Origin of the sequence: Kitasatospora sp. GP82 (assembly GCF_029892105.1) — a bacterium.
GTDB lineage: Bacteria > Actinomycetota > Actinomycetes > Streptomycetales > Streptomycetaceae > Kitasatospora.
In genome coordinates, this window is sequence record NZ_JARZAJ010000034.1 from 16,850 (window position 1) to 41,191 (window position 24,342).

Annotated in this window: 18 protein-coding genes and 4 pseudogenes; 13 read left to right on the forward strand and 9 right to left on the reverse strand. The window is 68.6% G+C overall.

Annotation, left to right across the window (positions count from 1 at the left end; genetic code table 11):
• Positions 1-137: 137 nt before the first annotated feature.
• Entirely contained in the window at positions 138-590 is a 453-nt protein-coding gene (locus P3T39_RS27805) for a hypothetical protein (RefSeq protein WP_280701765.1), read from the forward strand.
• Positions 591-1,515: 925 nt separating this feature from the next.
• Here the strand turns inward: P3T39_RS27805 and P3T39_RS27810 are convergent.
• Positions 1,516-2,454 carry a GDSL-type esterase/lipase family protein gene (locus P3T39_RS27810; protein ID WP_280701767.1) on the reverse strand — a complete coding sequence of 313 codons (939 nt, stop codon included), beginning with the start codon at positions 2,452-2,454 and terminating at the stop codon, positions 1,516-1,518.
• A 492-nt stretch (positions 2,455-2,946) separates the two neighbouring features.
• Between P3T39_RS27810 and P3T39_RS37630 the strand changes: the two are divergent.
• Both P3T39_RS37630 and P3T39_RS27820 read left to right on the forward strand, forming a co-directional pair.
• Positions 2,947-3,464: pseudogene (locus P3T39_RS37630) on the forward strand (transposase); the annotation flags it as partial.
• A pseudogene (locus tag P3T39_RS27820) lies at positions 3,456-3,824 on the forward strand (methyltransferase domain-containing protein); the annotation flags it as partial. The pseudogenes P3T39_RS37630 and P3T39_RS27820, both read left to right, overlap by 9 nt.
• A gap of 199 nt (positions 3,825-4,023) precedes the next feature.
• Here P3T39_RS27820 and P3T39_RS27825 read toward each other — a convergent pair.
• Positions 4,024-4,821 (reverse strand): inositol monophosphatase family protein, encoded by a 798-nt coding sequence (locus P3T39_RS27825; RefSeq protein ID WP_280701837.1) that lies wholly within the window; start codon positions 4,819-4,821, stop codon positions 4,024-4,026.
• A 707-nt stretch (positions 4,822-5,528) separates the two neighbouring features.
• Between P3T39_RS27825 and P3T39_RS27830 the strand changes: the two genes are divergently transcribed.
• On the forward strand, positions 5,529-6,356 hold the full coding sequence (locus tag P3T39_RS27830) for a hypothetical protein (RefSeq protein WP_280701771.1): 828 nt from the start codon (positions 5,529-5,531) through the stop codon (positions 6,354-6,356).
• 247 nt (positions 6,357-6,603) lie between these two features.
• Here the strand turns inward: P3T39_RS27830 and P3T39_RS27835 are convergent.
• Positions 6,604-6,760, reverse strand: a pseudogene (locus tag P3T39_RS27835) (IS5/IS1182 family transposase); the annotation flags it as partial.
• Between the two features lie 152 nt (positions 6,761-6,912).
• Here P3T39_RS27835 and pip point away from each other — a divergent pair.
• Positions 6,913-7,872 (forward strand): prolyl aminopeptidase, encoded by a 960-nt coding sequence (gene pip, locus P3T39_RS27840; RefSeq protein ID WP_280701773.1) that lies wholly within the window; start codon positions 6,913-6,915, stop codon positions 7,870-7,872.
• A 398-nt stretch (positions 7,873-8,270) separates the two neighbouring features.
• On the opposite strand, the pseudogene P3T39_RS27845 reads toward pip, so the two are convergent.
• Positions 8,271-8,417, reverse strand: a pseudogene (locus P3T39_RS27845) (XRE family transcriptional regulator); the annotation flags it as partial.
• 459 nt (positions 8,418-8,876) lie between these two features.
• Here P3T39_RS27845 and P3T39_RS27850 point away from each other — a divergent pair.
• Positions 8,877-9,512: an alpha-ketoglutarate-dependent dioxygenase AlkB gene (locus tag P3T39_RS27850; RefSeq protein ID WP_280701775.1), complete on the forward strand. Its 636-nt coding sequence runs from the start codon at positions 8,877-8,879 to the stop codon at positions 9,510-9,512.
• Between the two features lie 688 nt (positions 9,513-10,200).
• Here the strand turns inward: P3T39_RS27850 and P3T39_RS27855 are convergent.
• Positions 10,201-10,485 (reverse strand): hypothetical protein, encoded by a 285-nt coding sequence (locus P3T39_RS27855; protein WP_280701776.1) that lies wholly within the window; start codon positions 10,483-10,485, stop codon positions 10,201-10,203.
• A 443-nt stretch (positions 10,486-10,928) separates the two neighbouring features.
• Positions 10,929-11,558 (reverse strand): nucleoside-triphosphatase, encoded by a 630-nt coding sequence (locus P3T39_RS27860; protein WP_348534392.1) that lies wholly within the window; start codon positions 11,556-11,558, stop codon positions 10,929-10,931.
• A gap of 741 nt (positions 11,559-12,299) precedes the next feature.
• Here P3T39_RS27860 and P3T39_RS27865 point away from each other — a divergent pair.
• Entirely contained in the window at positions 12,300-12,833 is a 534-nt protein-coding gene (locus P3T39_RS27865) for a hypothetical protein (RefSeq protein ID WP_280701779.1), read from the forward strand.
• 697 nt (positions 12,834-13,530) lie between these two features.
• Here the strand turns inward: P3T39_RS27865 and P3T39_RS27870 are convergent.
• Positions 13,531-14,157 (reverse strand): isochorismatase family protein, encoded by a 627-nt coding sequence (locus P3T39_RS27870; RefSeq protein WP_280701782.1) that lies wholly within the window; start codon positions 14,155-14,157, stop codon positions 13,531-13,533.
• Between the two features lie 222 nt (positions 14,158-14,379).
• Between P3T39_RS27870 and P3T39_RS27875 the strand changes: the two genes are divergently transcribed.
• The 6 genes from P3T39_RS27875 (at position 14,380) to P3T39_RS27900 (ending at position 22,777) form a co-directional block, all read left to right on the forward strand.
• Positions 14,380-14,835 carry a MarR family transcriptional regulator gene (locus P3T39_RS27875; protein WP_280701785.1) on the forward strand — a complete coding sequence of 152 codons (456 nt, stop codon included), beginning with the start codon at positions 14,380-14,382 and terminating at the stop codon, positions 14,833-14,835.
• Between the two features lie 1,120 nt (positions 14,836-15,955).
• Entirely contained in the window at positions 15,956-17,542 is a 1,587-nt protein-coding gene (locus P3T39_RS27880) for a Na+/H+ antiporter (protein ID WP_280701786.1), read from the forward strand.
• 286 nt (positions 17,543-17,828) lie between these two features.
• Positions 17,829-19,697 carry an APC family permease gene (locus P3T39_RS27885; protein WP_348534393.1) on the forward strand — a complete coding sequence of 623 codons (1,869 nt, stop codon included), beginning with the start codon at positions 17,829-17,831 and terminating at the stop codon, positions 19,695-19,697.
• A 212-nt stretch (positions 19,698-19,909) separates the two neighbouring features.
• Entirely contained in the window at positions 19,910-21,067 is a 1,158-nt protein-coding gene (locus P3T39_RS27890) for a nitric oxide synthase oxygenase (RefSeq protein WP_280701788.1), read from the forward strand.
• A 384-nt stretch (positions 21,068-21,451) separates the two neighbouring features.
• The gene (locus P3T39_RS27895) at positions 21,452-21,715 is read left to right on the forward strand and encodes a hypothetical protein (RefSeq protein ID WP_280701789.1); all 264 of its coding nucleotides are present in this window, start codon (positions 21,452-21,454) and stop codon (positions 21,713-21,715) included.
• A 408-nt stretch (positions 21,716-22,123) separates the two neighbouring features.
• Positions 22,124-22,777: a nuclease-related domain-containing protein gene (locus P3T39_RS27900; protein WP_280701791.1), complete on the forward strand. Its 654-nt coding sequence runs from the start codon at positions 22,124-22,126 to the stop codon at positions 22,775-22,777.
• Here the strand turns inward: P3T39_RS27900 and P3T39_RS27905 are convergent.
• Both P3T39_RS27905 and P3T39_RS27910 read right to left on the reverse strand, forming a co-directional pair.
• On the reverse strand, positions 22,768-23,055 hold the full coding sequence (locus tag P3T39_RS27905) for a DUF6300 family protein (RefSeq protein WP_280701793.1): 288 nt from the start codon (positions 23,053-23,055) through the stop codon (positions 22,768-22,770). The genes P3T39_RS27900 and P3T39_RS27905 overlap by 10 nt on opposite strands.
• A 754-nt stretch (positions 23,056-23,809) precedes the next feature.
• On the reverse strand, positions 23,810-24,331 hold the full coding sequence (locus tag P3T39_RS27910; protein WP_280701795.1) for an AAA family ATPase: 522 nt from the start codon (positions 24,329-24,331) through the stop codon (positions 23,810-23,812).
• Positions 24,332-24,342 lie beyond the last annotated feature (11 nt).

The following is a 24,342-nucleotide window of genomic DNA, read 5'->3' on the forward strand; positions in this document are numbered from 1 at the left end:
GGCAACGCGGGCTTGCCCGGCGGGCGTTGCCGCGTGCCGCACACCGTCCCGGCCGGTGACGCCCTTGCGACAGGGCGTCGCGGGGCTCGTCGAATCGCCAGGTGATCTTCGAGTCGGCGTGCGTGCGACGATGGCGCATGACTTGGTACGGGATGCTCGTCCTGCTGATGCCCCTGGCCGCGTGGGGGGTGATGGTGCTCGCCGTGCGGGTACGCGTCCGGTTGGGGGAGTGTGGGAGACGAGCGGTGCCCGGCGCGGTGAAGCCCCTGGCCCTCTTGAGCGCATGGTCCCTCGCGGGCGCCGCGGCGGTCTTCGCCTATGCCTGGCTCGTCTACTCGCCGGGGCTGTACCCGGACAAGTCCTGCATGGCGTTCACGGGGTACCGGCAGTTCCCCGACTCCTACGGATCGCTGCCGGTGAGCCTGGTGTGCCATGGCGTCGAACTCGTCCCCGCCTGGATCAATCCCGTCCTGGCCGCTCTGGCCTGCATCGCCCTGCCGGCTGCCACGGCCGCTCTGGGCCTGTGCGCCACCTCCTGGTCGACGCGGCGCACGCCACCGGCGGCGGCCCACCGGGGAGACCCGACGTAAGAGGGCCTGCTCACGAGGCGCGCGCATGGCGCCGGACCCGGTCTCCACCCCCTCAACTCGCCGTTTAAGTGCGCCACGAGCGCAGAAGGTGAGGTTTGTGCAGGCAGACCCCACTTGAGGCGGTGCTGTGTAGAAGATGAAGGTTGATGGCCCTTCGGCGTCCTCCGGTGGGGGTGTCAAACCACGTCAAGCTGCGTTGGCTGAAGACCGTCGTGGTGAGCGTTGAGGAAAGGCGCACGTGATGCGTCAGGTGGGGACCGGGAAGGCGAGCGAGAGCGAACCGCTGACGACGTGTCGAAACAAGAAGACGACATCAAAACCGGGGCGGTCAAATGGCGCAGGGATGAGCCTGGCGGGTTCCCGTCTATTGGCCGGGCGATGTCCGGCACGGAGGCGGCGCGAGTCCGGTCTGCGGCTTCTGCACGGAACGTGGGAAGGCGAGTGCCGATCTCGATCCGGGTTACGACGCGTCTGGCGTAGTCGGCCGCGACGCTGTCGTGCGACTACCGGACGGCGGCCAAATGGGAGGGCTCGGTCATACCGGCGACCCTGGACGAGGGCGCTAACAGGCCGAGGCGCAGCTTCGAACTGACAAGAGCAAGTTCCAAGCTACGGACACCCAGCCGTCGCAACGACCCGGTGAACCTTCTCGGTCAGAGCACTCGTATGGGTGTTCCGGGGACGGCGGAGCTGTCCGGTCTCATTGGATCATGCCGATGAACACCACGTTGACCAGGCATGATGCAGCGTCTCTTGAGACAGCGCACTCACGCTGTCTCAAGAGACGCTGCCACCCAGGCGTGGACGAGGGCCGCTGTCTCACTACATGTTGTCGCTCATCGGCGTCGTTGGACTACTTCCCGGTGGCAGACCCGCGCGCTGTGTGAAGGAGCCTCAATCTCAAAGGCCTGCCCCGTTGTCAGGCTCAGCGACTGAGGGCGTTGAGGTGCCGATGGAGTGCCTGGTGCCCTTCGGGGGTTGGGTGCAGGCCGTCGGTGAGCAGTTCGGTGTTCTCACGCAGCGGCTCCCACATGTCGAGATAGTCGACGTGGTTCTCCTCGCACCAGGCCCGCATGGACTCGCGCAGGGCTAGCGCTCGTGCCTGGGTGAATCGCAGGCCCTCGTAGTCGCGGGTGCGTTCTTCATCGACCCATGTCGGTCCCGCGACAACGAGTCGCGCATTGTGACTCAGGGCCGTGGCGGACAGCGAGCCGAGACTGTCCGCGATATGCGCCAGCCCGTCGCAATGAGTCTGTGGGACAACGACCGGCAGGGCGGAGTCGTTGATACCGGCGGCGACGAGGACGGTGTCGGGTCGGCGAGGAGCCAGCAGCGTGGGTGTCTGCTCGCTGACATCGATCAGGGTGCTGCCGGGGATGGCCAGGTTGAAGACCCGGTGTTCAGCCTCGTTACCGGCGATGTGAGCGGCCGCCAGGTGAGCTGCCCATCCTCCATGCGGATCACAGCGACCGTAGGCGATGCTGTCGCCCACGATCACGATGCGCGCTGCCGAGCGCAGCGGTTTCGCATCCAGGTAGGCCCAAGCGCTCTCCCCGGAGGAGAGGAGCACCCGCCGGCGGGCGTAGTCGTCGACTTCGTAGGCATCGGCTGCGGCGAGGTCCTGGTCGGTGAGGCGCAGGACGGCGCCCTCGACCACGGCGCCGAGCTTGCGCTCCAGGGTCAGGTGCACGTCGAGGCCACTGGCGGCGATCACGGACTGGTCGGTGATCGGCAGGGGCCTGGTCGTATAGCCGACCAGCGACGCCGAAGAACTAGGCACGGCTTGACCGAACAGAGCGGTCTGGACCCGCTCGTCCATCAGCGTGCCGAAGGAAAACAGGGTGTGGGGGCGTGACTCGGTCACCGTGAGCTACGTGGCCTTTCTTCAACGATTGATCAGATCACCTTAACGGCCGACCCGAGCCACCGAACCGGCCCTCCCGCGCCGTGGACACCCCGCGTGGAAGACGTCGACCCGCTCGCGCCCTGCAACAAGCGGCGCAGCCCGCCGGTGCTGTCCGCCTCCGGCCCGACGAGCCGCGCGTGCTGGAGGAACCGCAACAGCAGAGCTGCCACCGAGCAGAACAGCAGCAGACCGGCCCGGCGAAGGAAACCACGTGGGACGAGACGAACTCAGAGACAAGACCAGCCTAGACAAACCGAACTGAGCGACAACATCACCTGAGACGAAGGGCCCCCGAGGTACCCCTGACCGACAACGTCACCCGAGACAAGCAGCGAATCCACCAAGATCCGGTGAGACAACGGCAGGACCTCGTGAGACGGGACAGCAACGGCCTTCACGTGATCCTGAACTCGGTTACGAGGTATGGGAATCGACGTGAAGGTCGTGGTGATGAGTGCGGTGCGGAAAGCCGGCCGACAGGAGGCGTTCGCGAAACTGTCACGCTTCCGGGCGGACTTCTACGACTGCCTGAGCGGGCGCCAGGACGCCCTGTTCGAGCTGGCAGACGCGCTGCTGTGCACGGACGGCCCGGTCAAGACGCCGGTGGACCTGTCGCTCTCACCCGAGCACCGGTGCGGACACGCTGCTCTGTACGGGGCGCTCGTCTTCGGCCGGAGCGAGACCTGGGGCGAGGAGCAGGCGGTGACGCTCACAGACACCCGGCTCTACGGCAGGGCCACGGCGCGGGCCTGGGACCGACTCCACCCGAGGCTCACCCGGCGCGGAGCCCTGGATCAGGCTGACGAACTGCCGATCATCGAGGGCACCGTCATCCGCCTGTCGGTCGAGAAGCTGCCCAGCGGCGGCGTCAACAAGCCGGTCCGGCTCTGCTGGTCGGGCACCGGCGCCACCCCCGCTGCTGGCAGTTCTTCCTGCACAGGTTCGACATCGAGCACACGTTCCGCCTGTTCGGCGACGCGGCCGTGCCGCCGACCGTCGAGGAGAGGTTCGACGTGGTGCTGTCGCGGCACTTGGCGTGGACGCTTCCGAACCCCGAGGCCGCGCTGCGGGAGTGGCCGACGAGGCTTCGCCCCGGCGGCCGCCTGGTGCTGGTCGAGGGCAGGTGGCGTGAGTCCGGGCAGAGTGGCGCACCGTATGTCGCCGGGGCCGAGCTGCTGCCGTGGAACGGCGGAGTCAGCGCGGACGACCTGGCCGTCGTTTTGCGGCCGCTCGTCGCCGATCTTCGAATCGAGCCGCTCAGCGGGCACGTGGACCTGTGGGGCGGTCCGGTGCACGACGAGCGGTATGCCCTGATCGCCCACGTCTGAGTCCTGACCGGGCGGGCGCCGTGGTGATGGCGCCACCCGCGACACCGTTCACGGGCGAATGCCCGCGAACTTGATGGCGCTCCTTGAATTTCTCCACTCTCCGCTCAGGGGTGGGCCGCAGCTGCTCACTCTGGTTCCCCACCCCACGGAGCACCGGCCCCGTTGAGGCCGATGCGGGAATGGCCGTTCAGGGGTAGTTCTAGCTTCGGCTGCGGATCATCGACATCAGCAGCCCATGGGTTTCGGCGTCGGCGGCCACGACAAGGCCGCGGCCGGCCTGCCCGATCGGGGCGCCGTCGATCCCGGTGACTACACAGCCGGCGGCCTGGCACAGAGCGATGCCGGCGGCGAAATGCACACTCCCGGACAGGTCACCGCCATCGGTGACGTACGCGGCGCGCTTGCCGGCGGCGACCCAGGCCAACGCCAGCGTCGTGGACACGACTCGCGGCCGGAACCGTTCGACGAACCCGGGGTGGGCCAGCAGGTCCACGGCCCGGAAGCCAGGCGTGCTCGGGAACGGCGGATCCAGGTTGACGTCCACCAGCTGGGTGGCGGAAGTAGGCACCAGCTGCACATCGGTCCCGTCATGGCGCACCCACGCGGTCTCACCGTCAGTGAAGAAGACCTCCCCGCTGAACGGGTCGGCCACCGCCGCCGCCCCGTCGCGCAGCGCCACGTTGACGGCCACCAGCATGTTGCCGACGGCGTAGTTCAGTGTGCCGCACAAGGGATCCACCAACCACTGGCGCACAGCCTCGGCGACACCCTGCTGCCCGCCCTCCTCGCCGAGCACCGCATCATCGGGTCGAGCGGAACGGATGACGCCGAGGATCGTCCCCTCGGCCTCGACATCGGCGGCGGTGGCGAAGTCCCCGGCGCCCTTGTCGATGCGGGTGAGCCGCTGGCCGTACATGTTGCGCACCACGTCCGCGCCGGCACGTGCCGCAGCTATCGCAACCCCGGCATCGTCAAGGCTCGCGTATGAGTTGATCACGTCGTGCAGAATACCGGTGGCAGTCATCCCCACCGGTCGGACCAGCATCGACCCGCTTCCGCTGTCGGCGGTGTTGCGGCTCGCTACCCTGCCGCCGACCTCACGCATCGGCCCGATCGCCAACGCGCGCTCCGCGACCACGAACTGACCTTGCGACGGGTGCCCCACCACTTCACGCGGCTCAGCCACGATCTGCTCGTACCGCTGCCGGCTGACGCTGCCGACCTTGTCGATTTCCTCGGGCATGGCACTCTCACCGCCCACTGCGGGCCGGGACACGGCCGCACGACCGTGGCGGGACACGGCCCGCTTCCGCCGCCGAGAGCCAGCCCGGGAATCCATTGATCACAACAATGGTCCTACAAATGAACCGAGTTGACAGATAGTCAGCATCCAATCCGTTGGCGATACGGTCGCTGTGACCGTTGTCGAACGTTTCCTTGCGGCGGCGCCAGGCCCTTACCCGCTCTCGCATACTTATGGCCCGCCGCGCCACCTGATACACCGTCACCGCCGTTCCCGGGCCGCCCGCCCCTTCGGTGGGCGGCCCGTACACCGTTGTGGGAGCCGTCGGTCGCGCCGGAGCGCTTGCAGTGCCCGCGCGCAACTTCCCTCCCGGCCAGGAGTGCTGTGCGCCGTGACATGGGCTCGTGCAAAGGCTTGGTGAACGAATTGTTAGGGTGGCGTGCGAACAAAGGAGATTGACTTTGAGGAAGATACTCGGAGCGAAGCCCGAGGGCGGACGTGCCAGGCGCATGGCCGGCGTCGGACTGGCGGCGGCACTGGTCGTCACGGGCGCGGCGGCGTGCTCCTCCGCCGGCGGGAGCGCCGACGCGGGGACGACGGCAGCGGCCGGCTCCAAGGCCCCGGAGGTGTTCGGGCCCGCCGGCTACCGCGGGCTGACGCCGGGGATGGTGAAGGACGCTGCGCTGGCGAGCGGCGCGCTGGAGGCGGCTCCGGTGTCGCTGCTGGACGGTTGCACGGACTTCTCGTACAAGGGCGGCCCCGCGCCGGACTCCACCCGGATGGCCGCCGAGGCGACGGCCGAGACCAGATTGAAGGACCTGAACGCCAAGGCGGACGCGGTCGAGAAGCCCGGCACGCCGGAAACCCTCCCGCCGAACGCCTCGGCGAAGGAGGCGGCGGAGTTCGCCGAGCGTGCGGCAGGGTCGGCCGGCAAGGTGGCGGCCGACACCAGGCTGATCGCGGAGGCGACCCAGGCCCAGGTCGAGGTGATGACACTGCGTGAGGCGCGGGACAAGGCGTTCCTGGCTTCGGGGCGCGTGTCGTTCGGCGTGGCCGGACTGCGCGAGCTGGTCGGCCCGGCCGGCGCCCGTACGGCCGAGGGCGTCGGCGCCGGTTCGACGGTGGACGAGCTCAAGAAGGCGTACGGCACCCGGGGCCTCGAACTCGCCAAGGACGGCCGGTACGGGATGCCGGTCGAGGGCAGGCAGGGCTGGCAGTACGAGTTCACCGTGGACGGCGACAAGGTCAGCGGCATCTCGCTGGTCAACCTCGACATGAAGTGCGCCTGATCCGATCCACGACCCGCCGCTGAGGTCGGCGGCCCGGCGCTCTGCCCTTGCGCTCAGCGGATCCAAGGATTCCGGGTCTCGTCCGGGGCGATCCGACGCATGGCTCGGGCGTGACTCGGGGTCGGGTGTCCATCGCCGGACTGAATGATCTCGGCCTGTCGGCGCCACCGCCCCGCCTCGCTCCGCGAGGGCGGTGGCGCCGCCGTGCTCCCCGCTCGTCGAAGCGGGAGTCGGCACCGTGTCCGGGGTGTCCATTGCACAGGTGGGCGAGGGTGAGCAGGGCTTGACGGCCCGTTCAGCCGTCGCCAGCGGGTACCCAGAGCGCGGTGGTGCTCCCGCAGGCGAGCAGAGAGGAAGCGCAGGGCAGAGCCGGACACATCCAGCCCGGACGAATAGACAAGCACACGGAGCCTCTGGTGAGCACGGGTCCGCCTGGTCGAAAAACCACCTACCAGGGGCTTCGCCCAGTCTCTCGGCTCAACGCCCATGTCCATGCGGCAGGTTGGGAAAAAAATCACGGAGCTCAACCACGATCACTCCCGTAGGATCGACGGTTATGGTTGATCTCTACCCTCCGACAAGTCCCTACGACCATGGAATTCTCGACACCGGAGACGGCAACCGCGTCTACTACGAACAGCTCGGCAACCCTGAAGGCAAGCCCGTCCTGTACGTCCACGGCGGCCCGGGGGCGGGCGCGCCGCAGCGGCCGACGAGGGCCTGGGACCCCGAGCGCTACCGCGTCATCCGGTTCGACCAGCGCAACTGCGGTCGCAGCACCCCGCACGCCAGTGACCCGGCGGCGGACATGAGTCTGAACACCACGCAGCACCTGATCGACGACATGGAGCGGCTGCGCGAACACCTCGGCATCGAGCGGTGGTTGCTGGACGGCGCCTCCTGGGGCTCGACGCTCATCCTGGCCTATGCGCAGCAGCACCCCGAGCGGGTCAGCGAGATCGTCATTCAGGCGGTGACGACGACCCGCCGTACCGAGATCGACTGGCTCTACCGGGGCGCCGGGCGGTTCTACCCCGAAGCGTGGGACCGGTTCCGCGACGGCGTCCCCGAGGACGAGCGGGACGGCGACCTGCTCGCGGCCTACGCGCGGCTGATGGAGAACCCTGACCGGGCGATCCGGGAGAAGGCCGCCGCCGACTGGCTCGCCTGGGAGGACGCGGTCATCTCGAACGAGCCCAACGGCCTGCCCGGCATGTACAGCGATCGCGAGGTCGACGCACGGATCGCGTTCGTACGGATCTGCGCCCACTTCTTCAGCAACGGCGCGTGGCTGGAGGAGGACCAACTGCTGCGCAACGCCCACAAGCTGGCCGGGATCCCGGCGGTGCTTGTCCACGGCCGGCACGACATGGGCGGCCCGGTACAGACGGCGTGGGAACTGGCGAAGGCGTGGCCGGACGCGCGGCTCCACATCTTCGATGACTCCGGGCACGTCGGAAGCGACGCGATGCGGGAGGCGGTCCGGGCGGCCATCGAGGAGTTCAAGAACCGCTGATCCTCAGGGCACGTAGAGGAAGTCGAACGTGACCTTCGGGTTCCGCGCCGCGTAGTCGGCGAGCCTGGCCGCGACTACCCGGTCCGAGACGATGGCTCGGACCGGGACTCGGTCGGCCAGTGGCTTCTACTTCTACACCTGCCGGTTCGTTTCGACCCAGGCCGAATCGATCGCATTGCACTGAGCAGTTCGCCGACCTCCTGTGGGAGATCGCGGACAAGCCGCCAGGGGCTCTGTTCGAGCCAGTTATGCAGAATCGTGGCTCCTGGACTGCCCGCCGGGACCATTCTGTTGGTGCTGCCCCGAGTGGCAGCCCGGCTATGGGAGATGACACGCCAGGTCGAGATGCTGCTTGAAGAGTTCGCGCAGGCGGAAGGGGCAGCTATGCAGCGAGGAGAGTAGTCGGTGCTCACCCTGGCGAGGACTGTGATCTCCTCGCGTCGCAGACCGGGAGTACGGCGCGCCCCCGCAGGCATCTCGTGGTCCTCGGGACGCACCAGTGCGCGCCGGGCCCGCAGGAGCTCACTCGGCCGGTTCGTGTGCATGGCCACCAACGTAGGGGCAAGCGGCACAAAGAAGGTGGCCCTGTCACACCCATCCGGTTGGCCCGATCAACAGCTGCCGGAGGCCAAGCCAGGTACGACAGCATCGAGGCTCATCGGTACCTCCGGGTCCTCACGTACACGCCGAGAGTGACCGTGCCAGGTGCCGTGAGAACGAGGCCGACGAACTGAGATCAAACCCCCCGAACGAGGCAATGCTCGCCACTCGGAGCGCGACGCGGTGAGAATCCGACAGCTCGGATGAGATCGAGTGAGAATCCGCCAGCTGCGATGCGACAGGACACACGGCTCAGTGCAGGGAAGTCGGTCGCTTCCAGGGCGGTGACAGATAGCGCGCCCAAGTGACAACTATCGCGTTCAGTCACAGCGACGGCTGGCCCCCGGCGCTGTCGAGCGAACGATGATCCGCTCATGTGTTCGAAAATGGCGTAGCCTGGGCCTGTGAGTGTTCACCTTCAGATGTCGCTGTTCGATTCTGCTGAGGCCTCCCCGTTGCGGCTCCGGAGCTTGGCCGCGCTGCGGCGCACCGAGTTGTCCGATGGAGCCTGGATCGACCTGCTGCCGGGCTGGCTGACCGGCTCGGACGCGCTGTTCGAAGACTTGGCGGAGCACGTCCCGTGGCGTGCCGAGCGTCGCAAGATGTACGACAACGTGGTCAGCGTCCCTCGGCTGCTGGCGTTCTACCGCGAGGACGAGCCGCTTCCGCACCCTGTCCTCGCTGCGGCCCGCGAAGCACTCGGTGCCCACTACGCCGAGGAGCTCGGCGAGCCCTTCACCACCGCCGGGCTCTGCCTCTATCGCGACGGCCGAGACAGCGTCGCCTGGCACGGCGACCGCCTGGGGCGCGGCAGCTCCCACGACACGATGGTCGCCATCCTCTCCATCGGTGAGCCCCGACCTCTCCTCCTCCGCCCCCGCTACGGCGACGCGCCCCACGTACGCCTGCCTCTGGGCCACGGCGATCTCGTCGTCATGGGCGGCAGTTGCCAACGTACCTGGGATCACGCCATTCCAAAGACCGCCCGAGGTGCGGGCCCCCGCATCAGCATCCAGTTCCGCCCCCACAACGTCGGATGACGCGCTGCCTCGAAGGACAGTGGCCCGCGAGAGCAGACCTGACGCAGCACGGGCCGACCGTTGACGGCCCAGATCGGGCAATCACGCCTGTCCGTGGTCGCGGCGACCAGCCGACGGCGCGGCGCTGGTGCCCGGCCACCAGCGGCGATCCCCGGTCTGCAGCGGGTGCGGGATCAGTAAGCAGATCGAATATCACCAAGGACATCGACGGCGGCACCGTCCACCCCCGTCGAGAACCGGTGCGGATCGTGGCCGCGACGGTCAACTCGCTTGCCCCGCGCCCGAGGCCATCGCACTCGTCGACGCCTCGTCCGAGCCCGTCAACCTCAAGGGGTGGCACCTCGGCGACCAGCACAAGAACCGGCTTCCGCTCCCCGAGGCCCAGCTCCAGCCGGGCTCCACCCTCACCGTCCCGGATCGGATTCGGGCCCGGCGCCGAACGCGTCAAGGACGCCTTCGACCAGATCAACGCCACGTCAAGGCCCGCAACGGGGACGCCCGCACCGCTGACACTCTCCTGCGAACGACCAGGATCCACATCCGGTTCGGCATGCTCAACAACTGCACCGCCGACCACACCAATCCCGTCGGCGCCGTCTGTCCCGAGAACGCGATCATCCCTGAAGGCCACACCGGGCCGGCCCCCGCCCACGCCGCGAAGTGGTGCCGGCGGGGGCGGGCCCATCGTTCAGAGGACGAAGACGCTCCGACTTCCGTTCGGGCGGTACGTCTCACCGGGGTACACCAGCCAGTCGACCTGTCCTTTGCAGTCGGGGCCGGACCAGACTTCGGCGACCGCGTCCGTCTGGTTGGTCACCACGGACGGCACGAAGTCCCCCAGCGGATAGCAGCCGCTCGGATTCCGGTGGGCGACGCCGTCGATGATCAGGAACCCGTGGGCCGCGTAGGCGGAATTCGGGATCGTCAGCGCGATCGTCGCGGCCGCCGCGCACACGCCGAGGGCCTTCGCCATACGCCGCATCCTGTACACACCTCTCCAGCACCAAAGGCTGCACCTTGCCGCCTCGACCAATAGCTTAGAGTGCGTGATCAACTACTGATTGCGACACGGCGTGCGCGGCGCGCCTTCAGCCACCACCCTCCAGCGGTCGCCTTGCGGCTAGGCCGTTTCCTTCGGATCATCTGATCGTTAGCTCATGTGTGTCGTTGAAGCGACCCGCGGACCGGGAAGCTCCGACTGCACATCGACGTCAACGCCACCGGGTAACTCCGGCAGTTGGAAGGAGTACCGGCCGAGCATGTTGACGTGGTGGCGCACGAGCGGGGAGAGCCGGGCTCTCGCCTCACACCGGATGTCTCATGAGACACGCTGAGCGCGAAGAACAGGACCAGGCAGATTCTCACCTTCTGGCCTCGGCCTGATCGGATTCGGGGGCGCGACGGTCCGACGTCCCGTCATATGTTGCGGCTTCCTGGGCGGGATCGGCGGCGCTCCAGGCGTGCGGACAGCTCCTCGGGCAGGACGTCCCGGTTCGCCCGGGTGATGTGGATGACCTCGATGTCGGCACGTTGCTTGAGGGCGTCGGTGAGCGGGTGGCCACGGACGTGGACCGTGGCGACGATGTCGACGTCGGACTCGAACAGGGACCGGACCGCGTCCCGGAAGGCGGGGCAGGCCAGTTCCATCTGTCCGAGCTCGTCGATGAGCACGAGTGGTCCGGTCGCCGGACTCGGAGAAGCGGGCTTCAGCGACGGCAGTGCCAGCCGTTCCATGACGCCCAGATCCACGCCGTACCGCCCGACCTGCGGCGGCCCAGGGAAGTCGACGTGAGAGAGTACGGCCCGCCGCCCCGACAGTGTCTCCAGTGCGAAACCGACTCGCGAGCCGCCGTGCCGGATCTCCTCCGTGGTGAACCCGGTGACCGTGAGGGTGCCCTCGGACGAAGTCCGGGGGAGTCTCCCCAGCAGCGCGGCCAGCCTGCGGACGGCGGTCGTCTTGCCCACGCCGGGGCGTCCCTCGAGCAGAATCCTCGTCGGCATATCGCGCTCCGAGCCGTACGGTCCGGACCGTCCCGCGAATCTCATTCCTCCGGTTCGCCCCACTCCCTGAGATACTGCTCGATCTCGTCCGGTGTGCAGAGCCGGCAGGCCGGCGGCCCCTGCATCGAGAGGTTTCCGGGCCACGACTGGAGCGGAAGCTCATCCCGCTGGAGTGGCCGTGCGCAGCGTGGACACCTGCCCCAGGGAGCCTCCGGGTCGCGTGTCTCGCCCATACTCCGATCGTAGAGCGCGGGCGCCCAGGTGCGGAACAGCCTCAACGCGTGCGGCCCAGGCCACTTCGCGTACAGCTGCCACCTGCGCGGCTGACCCCGCGTTCGCAGGCACCGGGCGCCGTCCCCGCCGATTTTTGCCGTGGACGTTCATCCGCGGCCGCCGGGCACCCGCACCAGCACATCCGCCATGAGCAGCCCCGTGAATCGCCCCGGCCCTCCCGAGGGAGTGTGCGAGGCAGACGCGTCGTGCGGCCGGTCAGCCGGCGTCGCGGTTGGAGGCGATGGGGACCGGGGCGTGCCGGGCGGCCGTCGACCGGGCCAAGGGGACCTGCGCTCATCAACCTCGCCGCCCTCCTGGTCCACGCGCATCCGCTGCGTCGCCCGACGGCGAAACCGGACGCTGCGCCCCGCGTTGTCATACCTGATGAACTAGGCTGAAACAAGGCCGAGTTGATGGCAACAATGGGCCTGTCGAACTACTTCCGACGGTCAGGCGCGCCTGCCATGCTGCTCAACAGGCCGAAGCGATTCGCCAACCGGGGGGAAGGCAAACGTGTCCGTATCTACTCGTCTGCGCGCCACCGCAGTTGCGCTGTGCGTAGCCGCGTCCAGCTTCGCCGTCGCCGCCGTGCCCGCTCACGCTGCCGCCCAGCCCAACGCCTGCAGTTGGTACAAGGTGGGCACCTCGGCCGGGATCTGGATGAACGGGGAGTACGTCGGCGAGGTCGAGCAGCAGTACAACGGCTGCCACCAGGCCCGTGCCCACTGGCAGTGGAGCTACGGGTACCGCACGCAGGCCCACCCCGGCACCACCGGGGCGTGGATCACCGTCGGCCTGTACGGGGGAGTCTGGGCGGAATTCCCCGGCCCCCAGCAGGGATCTTCCGGCAGCCCTGACGCCTATTCGCCAGCCGTCTACATCTACTACGGCGGCGAGGACAGCTGGAGGGCAAGCGCCTCCTTGTACACCACCTGGACAAACGGCAGCAGTGACGACACCTGCGCGTCCTACACGGACGAGCACGACTACACGAACGGCCAGTCCACCTTCGCCGCAATCCCGGGCACGTGCTCGCACAGTTTCTGAGCTTGCGCAGCTGCGCCCGCGTTCGGTGACGTCCTGGTGATCCAGGCCCCTGATGGGCCGGCAGTGCCGGATTCTCGTCACGCCGTCGTGCGGGTTGCACGGCCTGACTGGCTCCTGGACGCCCTGGTCATGGCATCCAGGGGCCCCACTGCGGTCGGCCGGTCCGGCGTACGGAGACGGATTCGCACCCGAGGAGAGGGAACTCGTGAAACACAGGATCAAGTCAGCGCTGGCAGCAGGTGTCATGGCAACCGCTGTCATGGCTGGAGTGTCCGGAACGGCGCACGCGGCCACAGTGCCCCCGCCTACAACAACTGTGACCAGATAGGCGTGTACTACTGCCAGCTGGTGTCCGATCCCCCCGTCGGGTCGGTCGGGCCGGCCACCGCACTCGGAGACGACTATCACGAGTACGCCCAGGCGCAGGGCTCCGGGTACGGCTCGTCCTGGGCTGTCTACATGGACCAGTCGTCCGATGGCGGAAAAACCTGGCAGTCCTGGATCAATGCGGTGTACAACGGCGGCGGCTGGACGGACCCGACCTTCGACGGGCCGCCGTATGTGACCCGCCCGTGCCTCTCCGTCAACGGCCACTACCTCTGCACGGACCGAGTCGTTGAGCAGGCTCTCGATGTACGGTCGGAGTCTCGCGGCGGCCCGCGGGGTGAATGCCGTCGTGACCAGGCTCCTAGCCGACCTAGGCCTGGCAGGCCGCGGAGATCTGGCCGACCAGGACGGCGAACGGCATGTCGAGGGCGGCGTAGAGGGCGCCGGACTCGGGGGCGGCGTTGTCGGCGAGGGCCTCGACCATGAGGGTGGCGTAGTCGCTGGCGATGACGCCCGCCTGCTGCATGCGCAGCAGTCCGGCCTCCCGCTTGGCCTGGCTGAAAGTGCCGGAGGCGTCCACGGCGACGTACGCGTCGTACCCGGCGGCCGTCGCGGAGATCGCTGGCAGTGCCGCGCACACCTCGAGCGACACTCCGGCGAAGATCAGCTTCTGCCGGCCGGTGGCCTCGATGGTCTCGCGGACCCGGTCGTCGTGCCAGGCGTTGACCGTGCTGCGGTCGATGATCTTCTGCCCGGCCGGCAGTGCCTCGACCAGCTCGGGGGCGGTCGGCCCCCACATGCTGTCGGCCGCGGTGGTGGTGACGACCAGCGGGATGCCCAACACGGTCGCCGCCCGTGCCAGCGCCACCACGTTGTGCTTCAGCTCGCCGACCGGGATGTCCCGGACGCCGGACAGAAGGCCTACCTGGTGGTCGACCAGCACCACGGCGGCGTTCTCCCGGGTGATCGACTCCAGGAACTTGCTGCGCTCGCTCATCTTCCGCTCCTTCGGGGGTTGAGCCACAGCTTCATTGGTCACTAAACTTGATAGTCAATTTTAGTGACTGCTTTGAAGCTATACCTCGGCCCCCCGGAGCACAAGCACCGGTCGGGGCGGGTCGCCCGGGTCCGGGTGGCGATGTCCGAGCCCATCGGGCGGGCGACTAAAATCGCCGGTCGCACAGCACGGCGGCGGACGACTGCCGAGACGGGAGAGGCGTTGACCGGGCACCAGACCGCGGAACCAGACCTCGGCGTGCTCGCCGCCCAGGTTCTCTTCTCCGTTCAGCGTGAGCTGTTCACCGCGCTCGCCGAGCAGGGCTTCGACGACATCCAGCCCCGCGCCGGCGCCGTCCTCGCCTACCTGCGTGCCGACGGCATCCGTGCGAGCGAACTCGCCCGGGCCTCCGGACAGCACAAGCAGGTCATCGGCTCCCTCGTAGACGACCTTGAACGCCTGGGCTACGTCGAACGCAAACCCGACCCCGCAGACCGCCGTGCCAAACTGATCTACCCCACCGAACGCGGGCTGCTCCAGATGGAGGCCGCCGTCTCCATCATGCGCACGATCGAGGAACGCCACGCGAAGGCACTGGGCAAGCAGGAGTACGCCGCCTTCAAGACGGCTCTCCATCGCGTGGCCGAACTCCAACGACGTGCTCAGGCTCGGCGTTGAGGCAGAGGTACTCGGTCCGCCCGAGCTGTGGCAGGCCATAGCCCAGACCGTGGCCGAACTGGCAAACCGTTACGCAGCCTCGCCATGAACTTGGTCTGGATTGTCGCACTTGACTTTGTCCCCGACCTGCGAATCGGAGAGCGTCGCGTGAGGTGCAGGAGCAAGCAGCCAGGAAGCCACCGAAGACGCCGCCTCGCTTCCGAACTCACCACCCGACCTCATCGACGCCTGGCCGCCGATGGCGAAGAATGCGACGCGGATCTGCAGATTGCCTGCGTGCATGGGAGGAGGAAGTCCAACGTTGTTGTGTGAGGACAGAGTTGGACTCCCTCGGCACCGCAATTTACGTCAAGACCGACGACCTGCTGAAGGACTCGCCGCGACGACTCGTTGCCGCAGCGAGGCGCCACTCGTTCATCAGCGGATCCTGCGTCCGGGGCGTCGTCACCTGTTGACCAGTTGGTCCGAGCGGCTGCGCAATTCACGGGCATCACGCCGTCCGAGCAGCGGACACGGCTACCTGGCTGAGGCATGCTGCTGGGCCACGAGCCGGTGGGTGTCCCCGTCGACCTGGCTGGCACGGACCGCTCTCGACGGATGGTCCGGCGGGCTCTCGTTCCGCTGCCGAGTGGCTCCCCACGACCTGCCCAGGACAACGAGCCGAACCCCGTGCATCCGCTCCCCAGCCTCCCGCGGTCACGTCTCACGGTAGGTGGGGTGCGTCACTTGAGAGCGAGCGACTCGAGGGTGTGCGCGACGCGGTCCTGGCCCCAGTCCGGCAGGGGAAGGACCGAGCGGCTGCGTTCGGCCTTGACCGCGGTCGGTCTCACCCTGGCGGGCCGGGCAGGCGCCCGTCTGGCGCGTGTCTTCGGGGTCTCCGTGCGCCGCGCGGACGGGCCGGTGAAGACGCTGGTCGGGCCGGCCCTGGCCCCGGAACACCGCCGGGGGCACGGCGCTTTGCATGAGGGACTGAACCGTGGCCAGGTGCGCCGCCGCAACGACTGCCGCACCCTGGACGGTCGCGGCTCCGCGTCGGCTGCAACACCGCCCGAGGTCGGTTACGTTGATAAAGCACCTGGCCAGAGGGGGGTAACAAACCGTAACCCACCGGGGACGCTCCATGACCGGCCTGATCGTCATCCTGCTGCTCGTGGTCCTGGCCACAGCCGTGGCGACCGGTGCCCGGCGCTGGAGCCTGCCCGCTCCCTCGCTCCTCGTAATTGCCGGTCTGGTCGTTGGGCTGATGCCCTGGGTTCCCGAGGTCCGCCTGCCGCCTCACGTGATCAACGTGCTGGTGCTGCCGCCACTGCTCTTCGCCTCGGCCGGGGAAATCTCCGTCCGCGACCTGCGCACCGTGTGGCGGCCCGTGACCGGCCTGGTCTTCGGCCTGGTCCTTGCCTCGGCCGTCGCTGTCGGGTTCGTCGCCCGAGCGATCACCCCGCTCACCGCCGCGACCGCGTTCATCCTCGGCTCCGTCCTAGCCAGCACCGACCCCGTGGCCGTTACCGCACTCGGCCGGCGCCTGTCTCTCCCACCGCGCGTGCAGGCCATGGTGCAGGCGGAAAGCCTGTTCAACGACGCCACGTCCCTGGTCCTGTACAAGGTCGCCGTGGCCACCGCGGTTTCCGGCAGCGCCATCACCGTGCCCGGGACCGTCGAGCAGTTCCTGATCCTTGCAGGCGGAGGAGCCCTCATCGGCGCGGCGGTCGCCGCAGTGGTGACCCTCATCCGCAGACGGACCGAGGACCCGATACTGGAGACCGTCATCGCATTGGTCACTCCGTACGCCTCGTACGTCATCGCGGAGCAATCGCACACCTCCGGCGTGACCGCTGTCATCGTGTCCGGGGTCGTCCTCGGCAGCGCCGGCCACAAGCTCAGCAACGCCCCCATCCGCCTCCAGATCCACGCCGTCTACGACACCGTGACCTTCCTGCTGGAGAGCATCGTCTTCGCCCTCATCGGCCTCGAGCTCCCCTCCGCCGTCCGTCACCTCGCGCACGACGAGCACGGCTGGCCGCTGTGGGTGCCGGTGATCGCCTTCACTGTGCTCGCGATCCGCCTGCTGTGGATCTTCCCGCTGTCCGCCCTGATCCAGTACCGGCACAAGGAGGGCGACAGCCGCCTCTCCTGGCGCGCTCCGGCCGTCTTGTCCTGGGCAGGCACCCGAGGCGTCATGCCACTGGCCGCCGCGCTCTCCATCCCCCTGGCCACCCACACAGGGACGCCGCTGCCGCACCGGGCGCTCATCCTCACGCTCACCACCGGGACCATCGCGCTCACTATTGTCTTCCAGGGTTTCACCCTCGCTCCTGTCGTCCGCCGCTCCGGCATCGCTCTGGAACCGGAGCACACCGCCCGCGAGGAGGCCCGGACCCGCCGACACATTGCCCACGCCGCTCTCGAAGAGCTCAAACAGATCGGCGATCTGGATCAGCTCGCCGATCTGGGTGCCGCCGCTGAGGCTGCCTTGAAACAGGCCCGTCGCCATCTGGAAGCGCGCATCCACCAGGCCGAGGATGCCCACTACAACGACCCGGACGCCCGTCCTGCCGACGCCTACCGCGAGATCCGCCGGACACTCATCGCCATTGAGGCGGCCGAGCTCCAGCGCCTCTACGAAGCAAACAAGATCAGTTACGCCACCCGGCGCCGGATCCAGCGCGAACTCGACCTCGAAGAAGCCAGCCTCCGCGCCCGCGACTGACTGCCAGTCCCGGTAAGCCCTAGATCGAAGCCTTCCGCCCGGTCACAGTCTCTCGACCCCCTTGGCGATCAGCGCGAGGACGGCGAACATGAGAACGGTGACGCCGAGGAAGGCCAGGTCGGTCATGCGGGTCTGCACCCTGATCGATCAGACGCTTGTCCGGCAATTGTCAGGCCATGGGTTGACCGTTCGCCGATCTGTTGACTCGCCAGGGTGAATGCCACCTGGGGGCAGCGAGCGACGGACCGGACCGCACGCGGAATGTCACGACGCGCCGAGTGACGCCATGGCGGGCAGACTGGCCCTCGATGTCCACCTGCCACAGCCCGTGAGGTTCCCCATGGCGTACGGCCTGTCACGTCGTGAGCTTCGGCCGAAGGTACGTCTGCTGCCAGGGGAGGGCGGCAGGTATCACCTGACCAGCGTGGAGGGGCTGGCCGCGCTGTCGCTCGACGCGCTGAGCTCCGTCGCGTACGGGCCCGAGGCGATCGTGGTGGTCCTGATCGCGGCCGGTACGGGAGCCCTCACCGCCGCGCTGCCGATCACCCTCGCCATCACCGTGCTGCTCGCCGTTCTGGTGGTCTCCTACAGCCAGGTGATCGCCGTGCACCCGGATGGCGGCGGCGCGTACGCGGTGGCCAAGAAGGACCTCGGCGGATGGAGCAGTCTGCTGGCAGCGGCCAGTCTCGTGGTGGACTACGTGCTCACCGTCGCCGTCAGCCTGGCGGCCGGTGCCGCCAGCCTGGGCTCCGCCTTTCCTTCGCTGCGCGGGCACCTGGTGGAGGTCTGCCTCGCCCTCCTGGCCGTGCTCACCCTGGTGAACCTGCGCGGCATCGCGGAGAGCGCCCGGGTGATGATGCTGCCCACGGTGCTGTTCATCGCGACCATCCTCGGCATCATCGTGCTCGGGCTGGTCAGGTCCCATCCGGCCGCGGTGGTCGGCACCGCCCAGACCGTCCCGGTGACCGCGGCCCTCGGCCTGCTGCTGATCCTGAAGGCCTTCGCCGCCGGCTGCTCGGCGCTGACCGGTGTGGAGGCGATCGCCAACGGCGTGCCGGCCTTCCGTGAGCCGCGGGTGAAACGCGCTCAGCGCACCGAACTGATGCTCGGCGCCCTGCTCGGGCTGATGCTGGTCGGCCTCGCGGTCCTCATCCGCCGCGACCACGTTGCCCCGCGTGGCGGGGTGACGGTGCTGGCCCAGCTCGCCGCCGGCGCCTACGGCGACGGGTGGGTGTACTCCGCGACCAATGTGCTCGTTGCCCTCATCCTGGCCCTTGCCGCCAACACCAGCTTCGGCGGGCTGCCGGTGCTGATGAGCCTGCTGGCGCGGGACCACCGCCTGCCGCACCTGTTCGGGCTGCGCAAGGAGCGCCCGGTGTACCGGTGGGGCGTCCTGGCCCTCGCGCTGCTGTCCGCGGTGCTGCTGATCGCCGTGGACGCCGACACCCAGCGGCTGATCCCGCTGTTCGCCATCGGGGTCTTCATCGGATTCACCATCAGCCAGGTCGGCCTGGTCCGGCACTGGCGGACGGAGCGGCCGCCGGGCTGGCTGCGCCGGGCTCTGATCAACGGCATCGGGGCGGTGATGACCGCGGCGGCCGCTCTGGTGTTCCTCGTCTCGAAGTTCCTCGACGGTGCCTGGGTCGTCGTACTGGCGGTGCCGCTGCTGATGTGGCTGTTCGCCCGGGTCGAGCGGTACTACACCGCGGTCGGGCTCGAACTCGGCCTCGGGCGGATCCCCGAGCCGCCGGAGCGCCGGACCAGCCTGGTCATCGTGCCGCTCGGGGAAGTCAGCAGGCTGGCGAGGCACGCGCTCACCGCCGCGATCGCGCTGGGGGACGAGGTGGTGGCCGTCGCCGTCCACGCCGATCCCGACACCGCCCGGGCGCTGAGGGCGAAGTGGGACGAGTGGAACCCGGGGGTGCGCCTGGACATCATCGACAGCCCGCAGCGCTCGCTGGTCCAGCCCGTCGTCAAGTACGTCCAGCGGGCGGCCGAGGGAGGGCGCCAGATCGCCGTCCTGATCCCGGAGGTCGAGCCCCGGCACCGCCGCTACCAGATCCTCCAGAACCAGCGCGGCATCCTGCTCGCGACCGTGCTGCGGGCGCGCACCGACGTCGTGGTCTGCATCCTGCCGTACCGGCTCTCGCTGTGAGGCCCGCCCCCCTGTCCACCGCACCTCTGTCACCTCCTGGGCCTTGCCTCGTGGCGGCCGCACCGGAGGCGACAAGAGCGCGCATGGGCTCCGTCAAAGGAGCGGCATTCGGATCCGCGCCGTGACCCGATCCGCGTAGCGTTCGACGGCGGGCAGATGTTTCGTGCAGGTTAACTGGCTGCCCGTCACCCGCCGTTGACAGGGGGCTCATCGTGACGACCTCACGTCTGTACGCACCACCGTCCACACCCTCCTCCCCGCTCGCCGGTCCCGTGGCCGCCGAGGCCGATGACCTGACACGCCAACTCGCGGCCGACGCTGCGGAGCAGCGGATCAGGGAGATCAGGGACGAGCTGGCCGCGACGGGTACCTACCGGCAGAGCGCTCAGGAGCTCCTCCTGGGCGCCCGGATCGCCTGGCGGAACAACCCCCAGTGCATCGGCAAGTTCTACTGGAAGGGGCTGGAGGTCCGGGACTGCCGCGAGGTCGGGGCCGACGGCGGTGACGAGAGCGCCCTGTTCGAAGCTCTCGTGGAGCATCTCCGGCTGGCCTGGAACGGCGGCAGGGTGCGCATGCTCCTGAGCGTCTTCGCCCCGAGCAGGCCCGATCGGCCCGGACCCCGGGTCTGGAACGGCCAGCTCATCCGCTACGCGGGCTACCGGCAGCAGGACGGGTCCGTGGTGGGCGACCCCGAGACGGTGGAGCTCACCGAGGCCGTCCTTCGGCTCGGCTGGCGCGGCCGGGGCACCGAGTACGACGTCCTGCCCCTGGTCATCCAGTGGCCGGGACGCGAACCCAGATGGTTCGAACTGCCGCCGGACGCGGTCCCCGAGGTGCGCATCAGCCACCCCGACCACCCGTGGTTCGAACGGCTCGGCCTCCGCTGGCACGCCTTTCCCACGATCTCCAACCAGGTCCTTGAACTGGGCGGCCTGCGCTACCCCCTGGCACCGTTCAGCGCCTGGTACACCTGCACCGAGATCGGCGCCCGCAACCTGTCCGACACCAACCGCTACGACAGACTCCGCGAGGTCGCCCGGGGGATGGGCCTGGACACCGGCCGGGACCGAACCCTGTGGCGCGACCGTGCGCTGCTGGAACTCACCGCAGCCGTGCTGCACTCCTACGACCAGGCAGGGGTGTCCATCATCGACCACCACTTCGCCACCAAGCAGTTCGTACGCCACGAGGAACGCGAGCACAAGAACGGGCGCGACTGCCCCGCCGACTGGTCCGCCATCGTGCCCGCCACCAGCGGCTCGACCACACCCGTCTGGCAACGTCGCTACGACGCCACTCGGGTGCTGCCCAACTTCGCACCCCAGCCGGAGCCCTGCCCGGCCGGGGATGCCGAGGGACTCCCGAGCTGACCGGCGCTCGCCTACCGGACCGCTCAGCTGCGCGTGTCCCCGGCTGACAGCAGCCGTGCTGGTCCCTCGACCTTCGCCAGCCACCAGGCGCGCGGATGCGCCAGGCCTCGCGGATCCGCAGCCTGTCCCCGGTGTGGTTCAACTGGGGCCGCAGGTCGGCTCCGAGGCGATGCGGCAGCGTGGAGCGGACGATCTCCCACCGGTCGGCGCGCACTCGGCCGATCGACACCTCGCAGTCCAGCAGCGCGGCTGCCTCCGCGCGGCGCGCGCAGCCGCAGACCTGCTCGACAAGTGGTACCACGGACCATGGTGGCGATTCTGCCCTCCCGTCGCGTACGGCGTGCCGACCCGTGCCCCGGCGCCGGCCAACAGCCCGCTGTGCGGTTGAAGATGACGTTCGCCCGCTGGCTGCAGGCCCACCACGCCCGGCGGGACGCCCGCGCCAACCCGGGCACCTACCTGGCGCAGCGCGTCTTCCAGCCCTGCACCCGCACCACGGCCCGGACGCCCGCGGACGTGTCGTGGGCGACCGCGGAGGAACTGCACCTGGTGCTGTGTGGTGAGGTTCACGACTGTGACTGGCTGTGCGGCTACGTGGAGCAGGCCGCCGTCAGGTTCGGGAGATACGCAGAGGCGGTGAAGCGGTGAATAGGAGGCCAGCTTCCGTGGTCAGCAACTCCTCGGCCCAGCCCGCGTAGTTTCAGTATCGCCGTGAGGGAGGTGGTGTGTCTTCCTCCTCGTTGGTGATCTTGTCTCCTGTTCGATTCCCTAGCTGCCGTCGCAGACCTGGTTGGCAACCGACGGCCGGCCGACGGACGTAAGGCGGAATTGCATGGAAAACTTGATCACTATCGAGCAGGCCGGTGGCCTGGTCAAGAGAGTCAAGAGGGGTGGGTCATGGAGTGCGCTGTTCCTGCAATTTCCCGGTAATGCAAAGCCGACTCGGTTGAACGTTTCGCTCCACTCTCGCCCCGAGCTGGACAGCTTCCTCTCAAAGTTCCCCGGCGTCGCGCCCCCCGCGACCAGGCCGCCAAACTCAGCCGCACCCGATCACCCTTGTCCACTCGGGCCCGGCTCACCGCCACCGCCGCCGGAACCGCCATCGGCGGCATCCTCGGCTCCGGCAGCCACCTCCCGCTCGCCATCCTCACCGCAGCCACCGGCGGCGTACTCGGATGGGCCCTCACCAGCGCCCGTACCCGCAGCAGCGGGCAAACCCCGGACGCCGGACGGTGGTTGGCCGACGCGATCGGAGAAGAGACCACTGCACGGATCCTCGCCCCGCTCACCACCCGGGGCTGGACCATCCTCCACGACCGCAGCATCCCCGGCTCCAAAGCCAACCTCGACCACATCGCCATCGGCCCGCGCGGCCAGGCCGTCGTCATCGACTCCAGGCGCTGGTCCGCAGCGAGCGGCGCCACCGTGCACATGAGCAACGGCCGCCTGTGGTGCGGCCTCCACGACCGGACCAGAGCAGTGCAGACACTCCTGTGGGAGACCCGCACCGTCAGCAAGCACCTGGGCTGCCCTGCCGTGCCGGTCATGGTCATCCACGGCGCACCCGTGACCGCCGGAACACTTCACACCAGCGGCGTAGCCATCGTGGGGAGTGCGGGGCTGACCCGGGCCGTGGCCACCGCCCGGGGCTCCGCGCGCGGAGTCGGCGCAGCATCACGGGCGGAAGCGTGCTTCCCGCCCTACTGGTGACCGTCACGACCTGACCTCTGCTGAGGGACTCGCACCAAGCCCTGTTCGGTCAGTTCGGCGCGAAGCCACGTGTTGATGAGGCTGGACATCTGTTCCACGGGCCGGTGCGTCTCGCCGAGGAGGGCTATCAGCGGGGCCGCCGTGGGGTTGCCGGCGTCGCAGGTCGCGCACAGCTCCACGGTCACGTTGTCCCGGCCCGCCGGGAGTGTTGTGGCGATCAGTACGGCCTGACCGCAGCGTGTGCATGGGGGAGTGCTGCCGAGTCGTTCGACCTGCATGTTGATCTCCATCCGCCGATGGAGGGAAGACTTCCGCTTCCGGTGAAAGATCGTCAACGGACCTGGCGTGCAAAGACCGTGGCGATACCGTGCCCACACCCACCGCTCGTCCAACGCGGGCGAAGCTGCGGCTCCGCCGCCACCGGCCGGAAGAATCACTGAAGAAACCCACAAGCCCTGCCGCACCGCGCGGCAGGGCTTGTGGGTGATGTCGCCAGCAGCCAGCAGCCAGCAGCCAGTCCTACCTGGCATCGACGAGGGCCCAGGCGCTGTCGTTGTAGTTGTAGTTCCGACCGGAACGCAGGTCGAACTACGGGGGCCACCCTGCGTGACCCTCGGGGCTCCCCTGGCCGTCCGGCTCCCAGACATCGGCGACAACACGCACGGGGCTCTTCGACCCTTCATCGTGCTCGGCCTGCCCCAGAGCCCTGTTGACCAGGAATTCGGCAAAATCCTGGGCGGATCCATCGAAATGGTCCGTGTATGGCAGGGCTGGTTGCGTGACAGTCTCGTTGCCTTCCGCCGAGAGCGCTCGCACCCGCCATCTGTATCTCGCCATCGCAGCCTCCGTCGGATCGCGCCCCCTCTCGACCGTACGGCCGCGATTCGCTCGCTGCTCGGCGAGCGGTTGGGACGGCAGGGCCCTCGTGTAGGCAACCGCTCTGGGCCCCTGGTTGAGCCTGTTCGCACTACTCGACACCGGAAGGTCGTTCTCCGTTGCCACCTGCGCCTGTTTTCGCGTGGCGGGCGGACCTCAACTCTTGACGGCCTCTGCGATCTGTAGGGCGGCCTGGGCGGGCGTGAGGTGTGTGGTGTCGACGACCTCGGCCTCGCTGTGTAGCCACGTGCGGGCCGCCTCGGCGTAGGGCTCGAGGTATTTGAGACGGAATGGGGAGGGGCCAAGAAGAGTATCCCCCTCGATGCGCTCGCGGAGGGTGTCTTGGTCAGCGTGGAGGACGAAGTGCCGTACCGGAATGGCATGTTGGGCGAGGCCCGTGCTGATCTCGCGCCAGTACTGCTCGACCAGGACAGTCATGGGCATCACCAGAGTGCCGCCGGTGTAGTCGAGTACGCGGCGGGCGGTCTCGACTACGAGCTGCCGCCACGGCGGCCAGTGCTGGAAGTTGTCCGTCCCGGGCAGCCCCGGTGTGATGTCCATGAGTGTCTCGCCGACCTTCTCGGCGTCGAACACCCGTGAATCCGGGATCAGCTGCTGCACGAGTGCACTGGTCGTCGTCTTGCCTGCGCCGTGGGTGCCGTTGAGCCATACGATCATGGGACCCAACG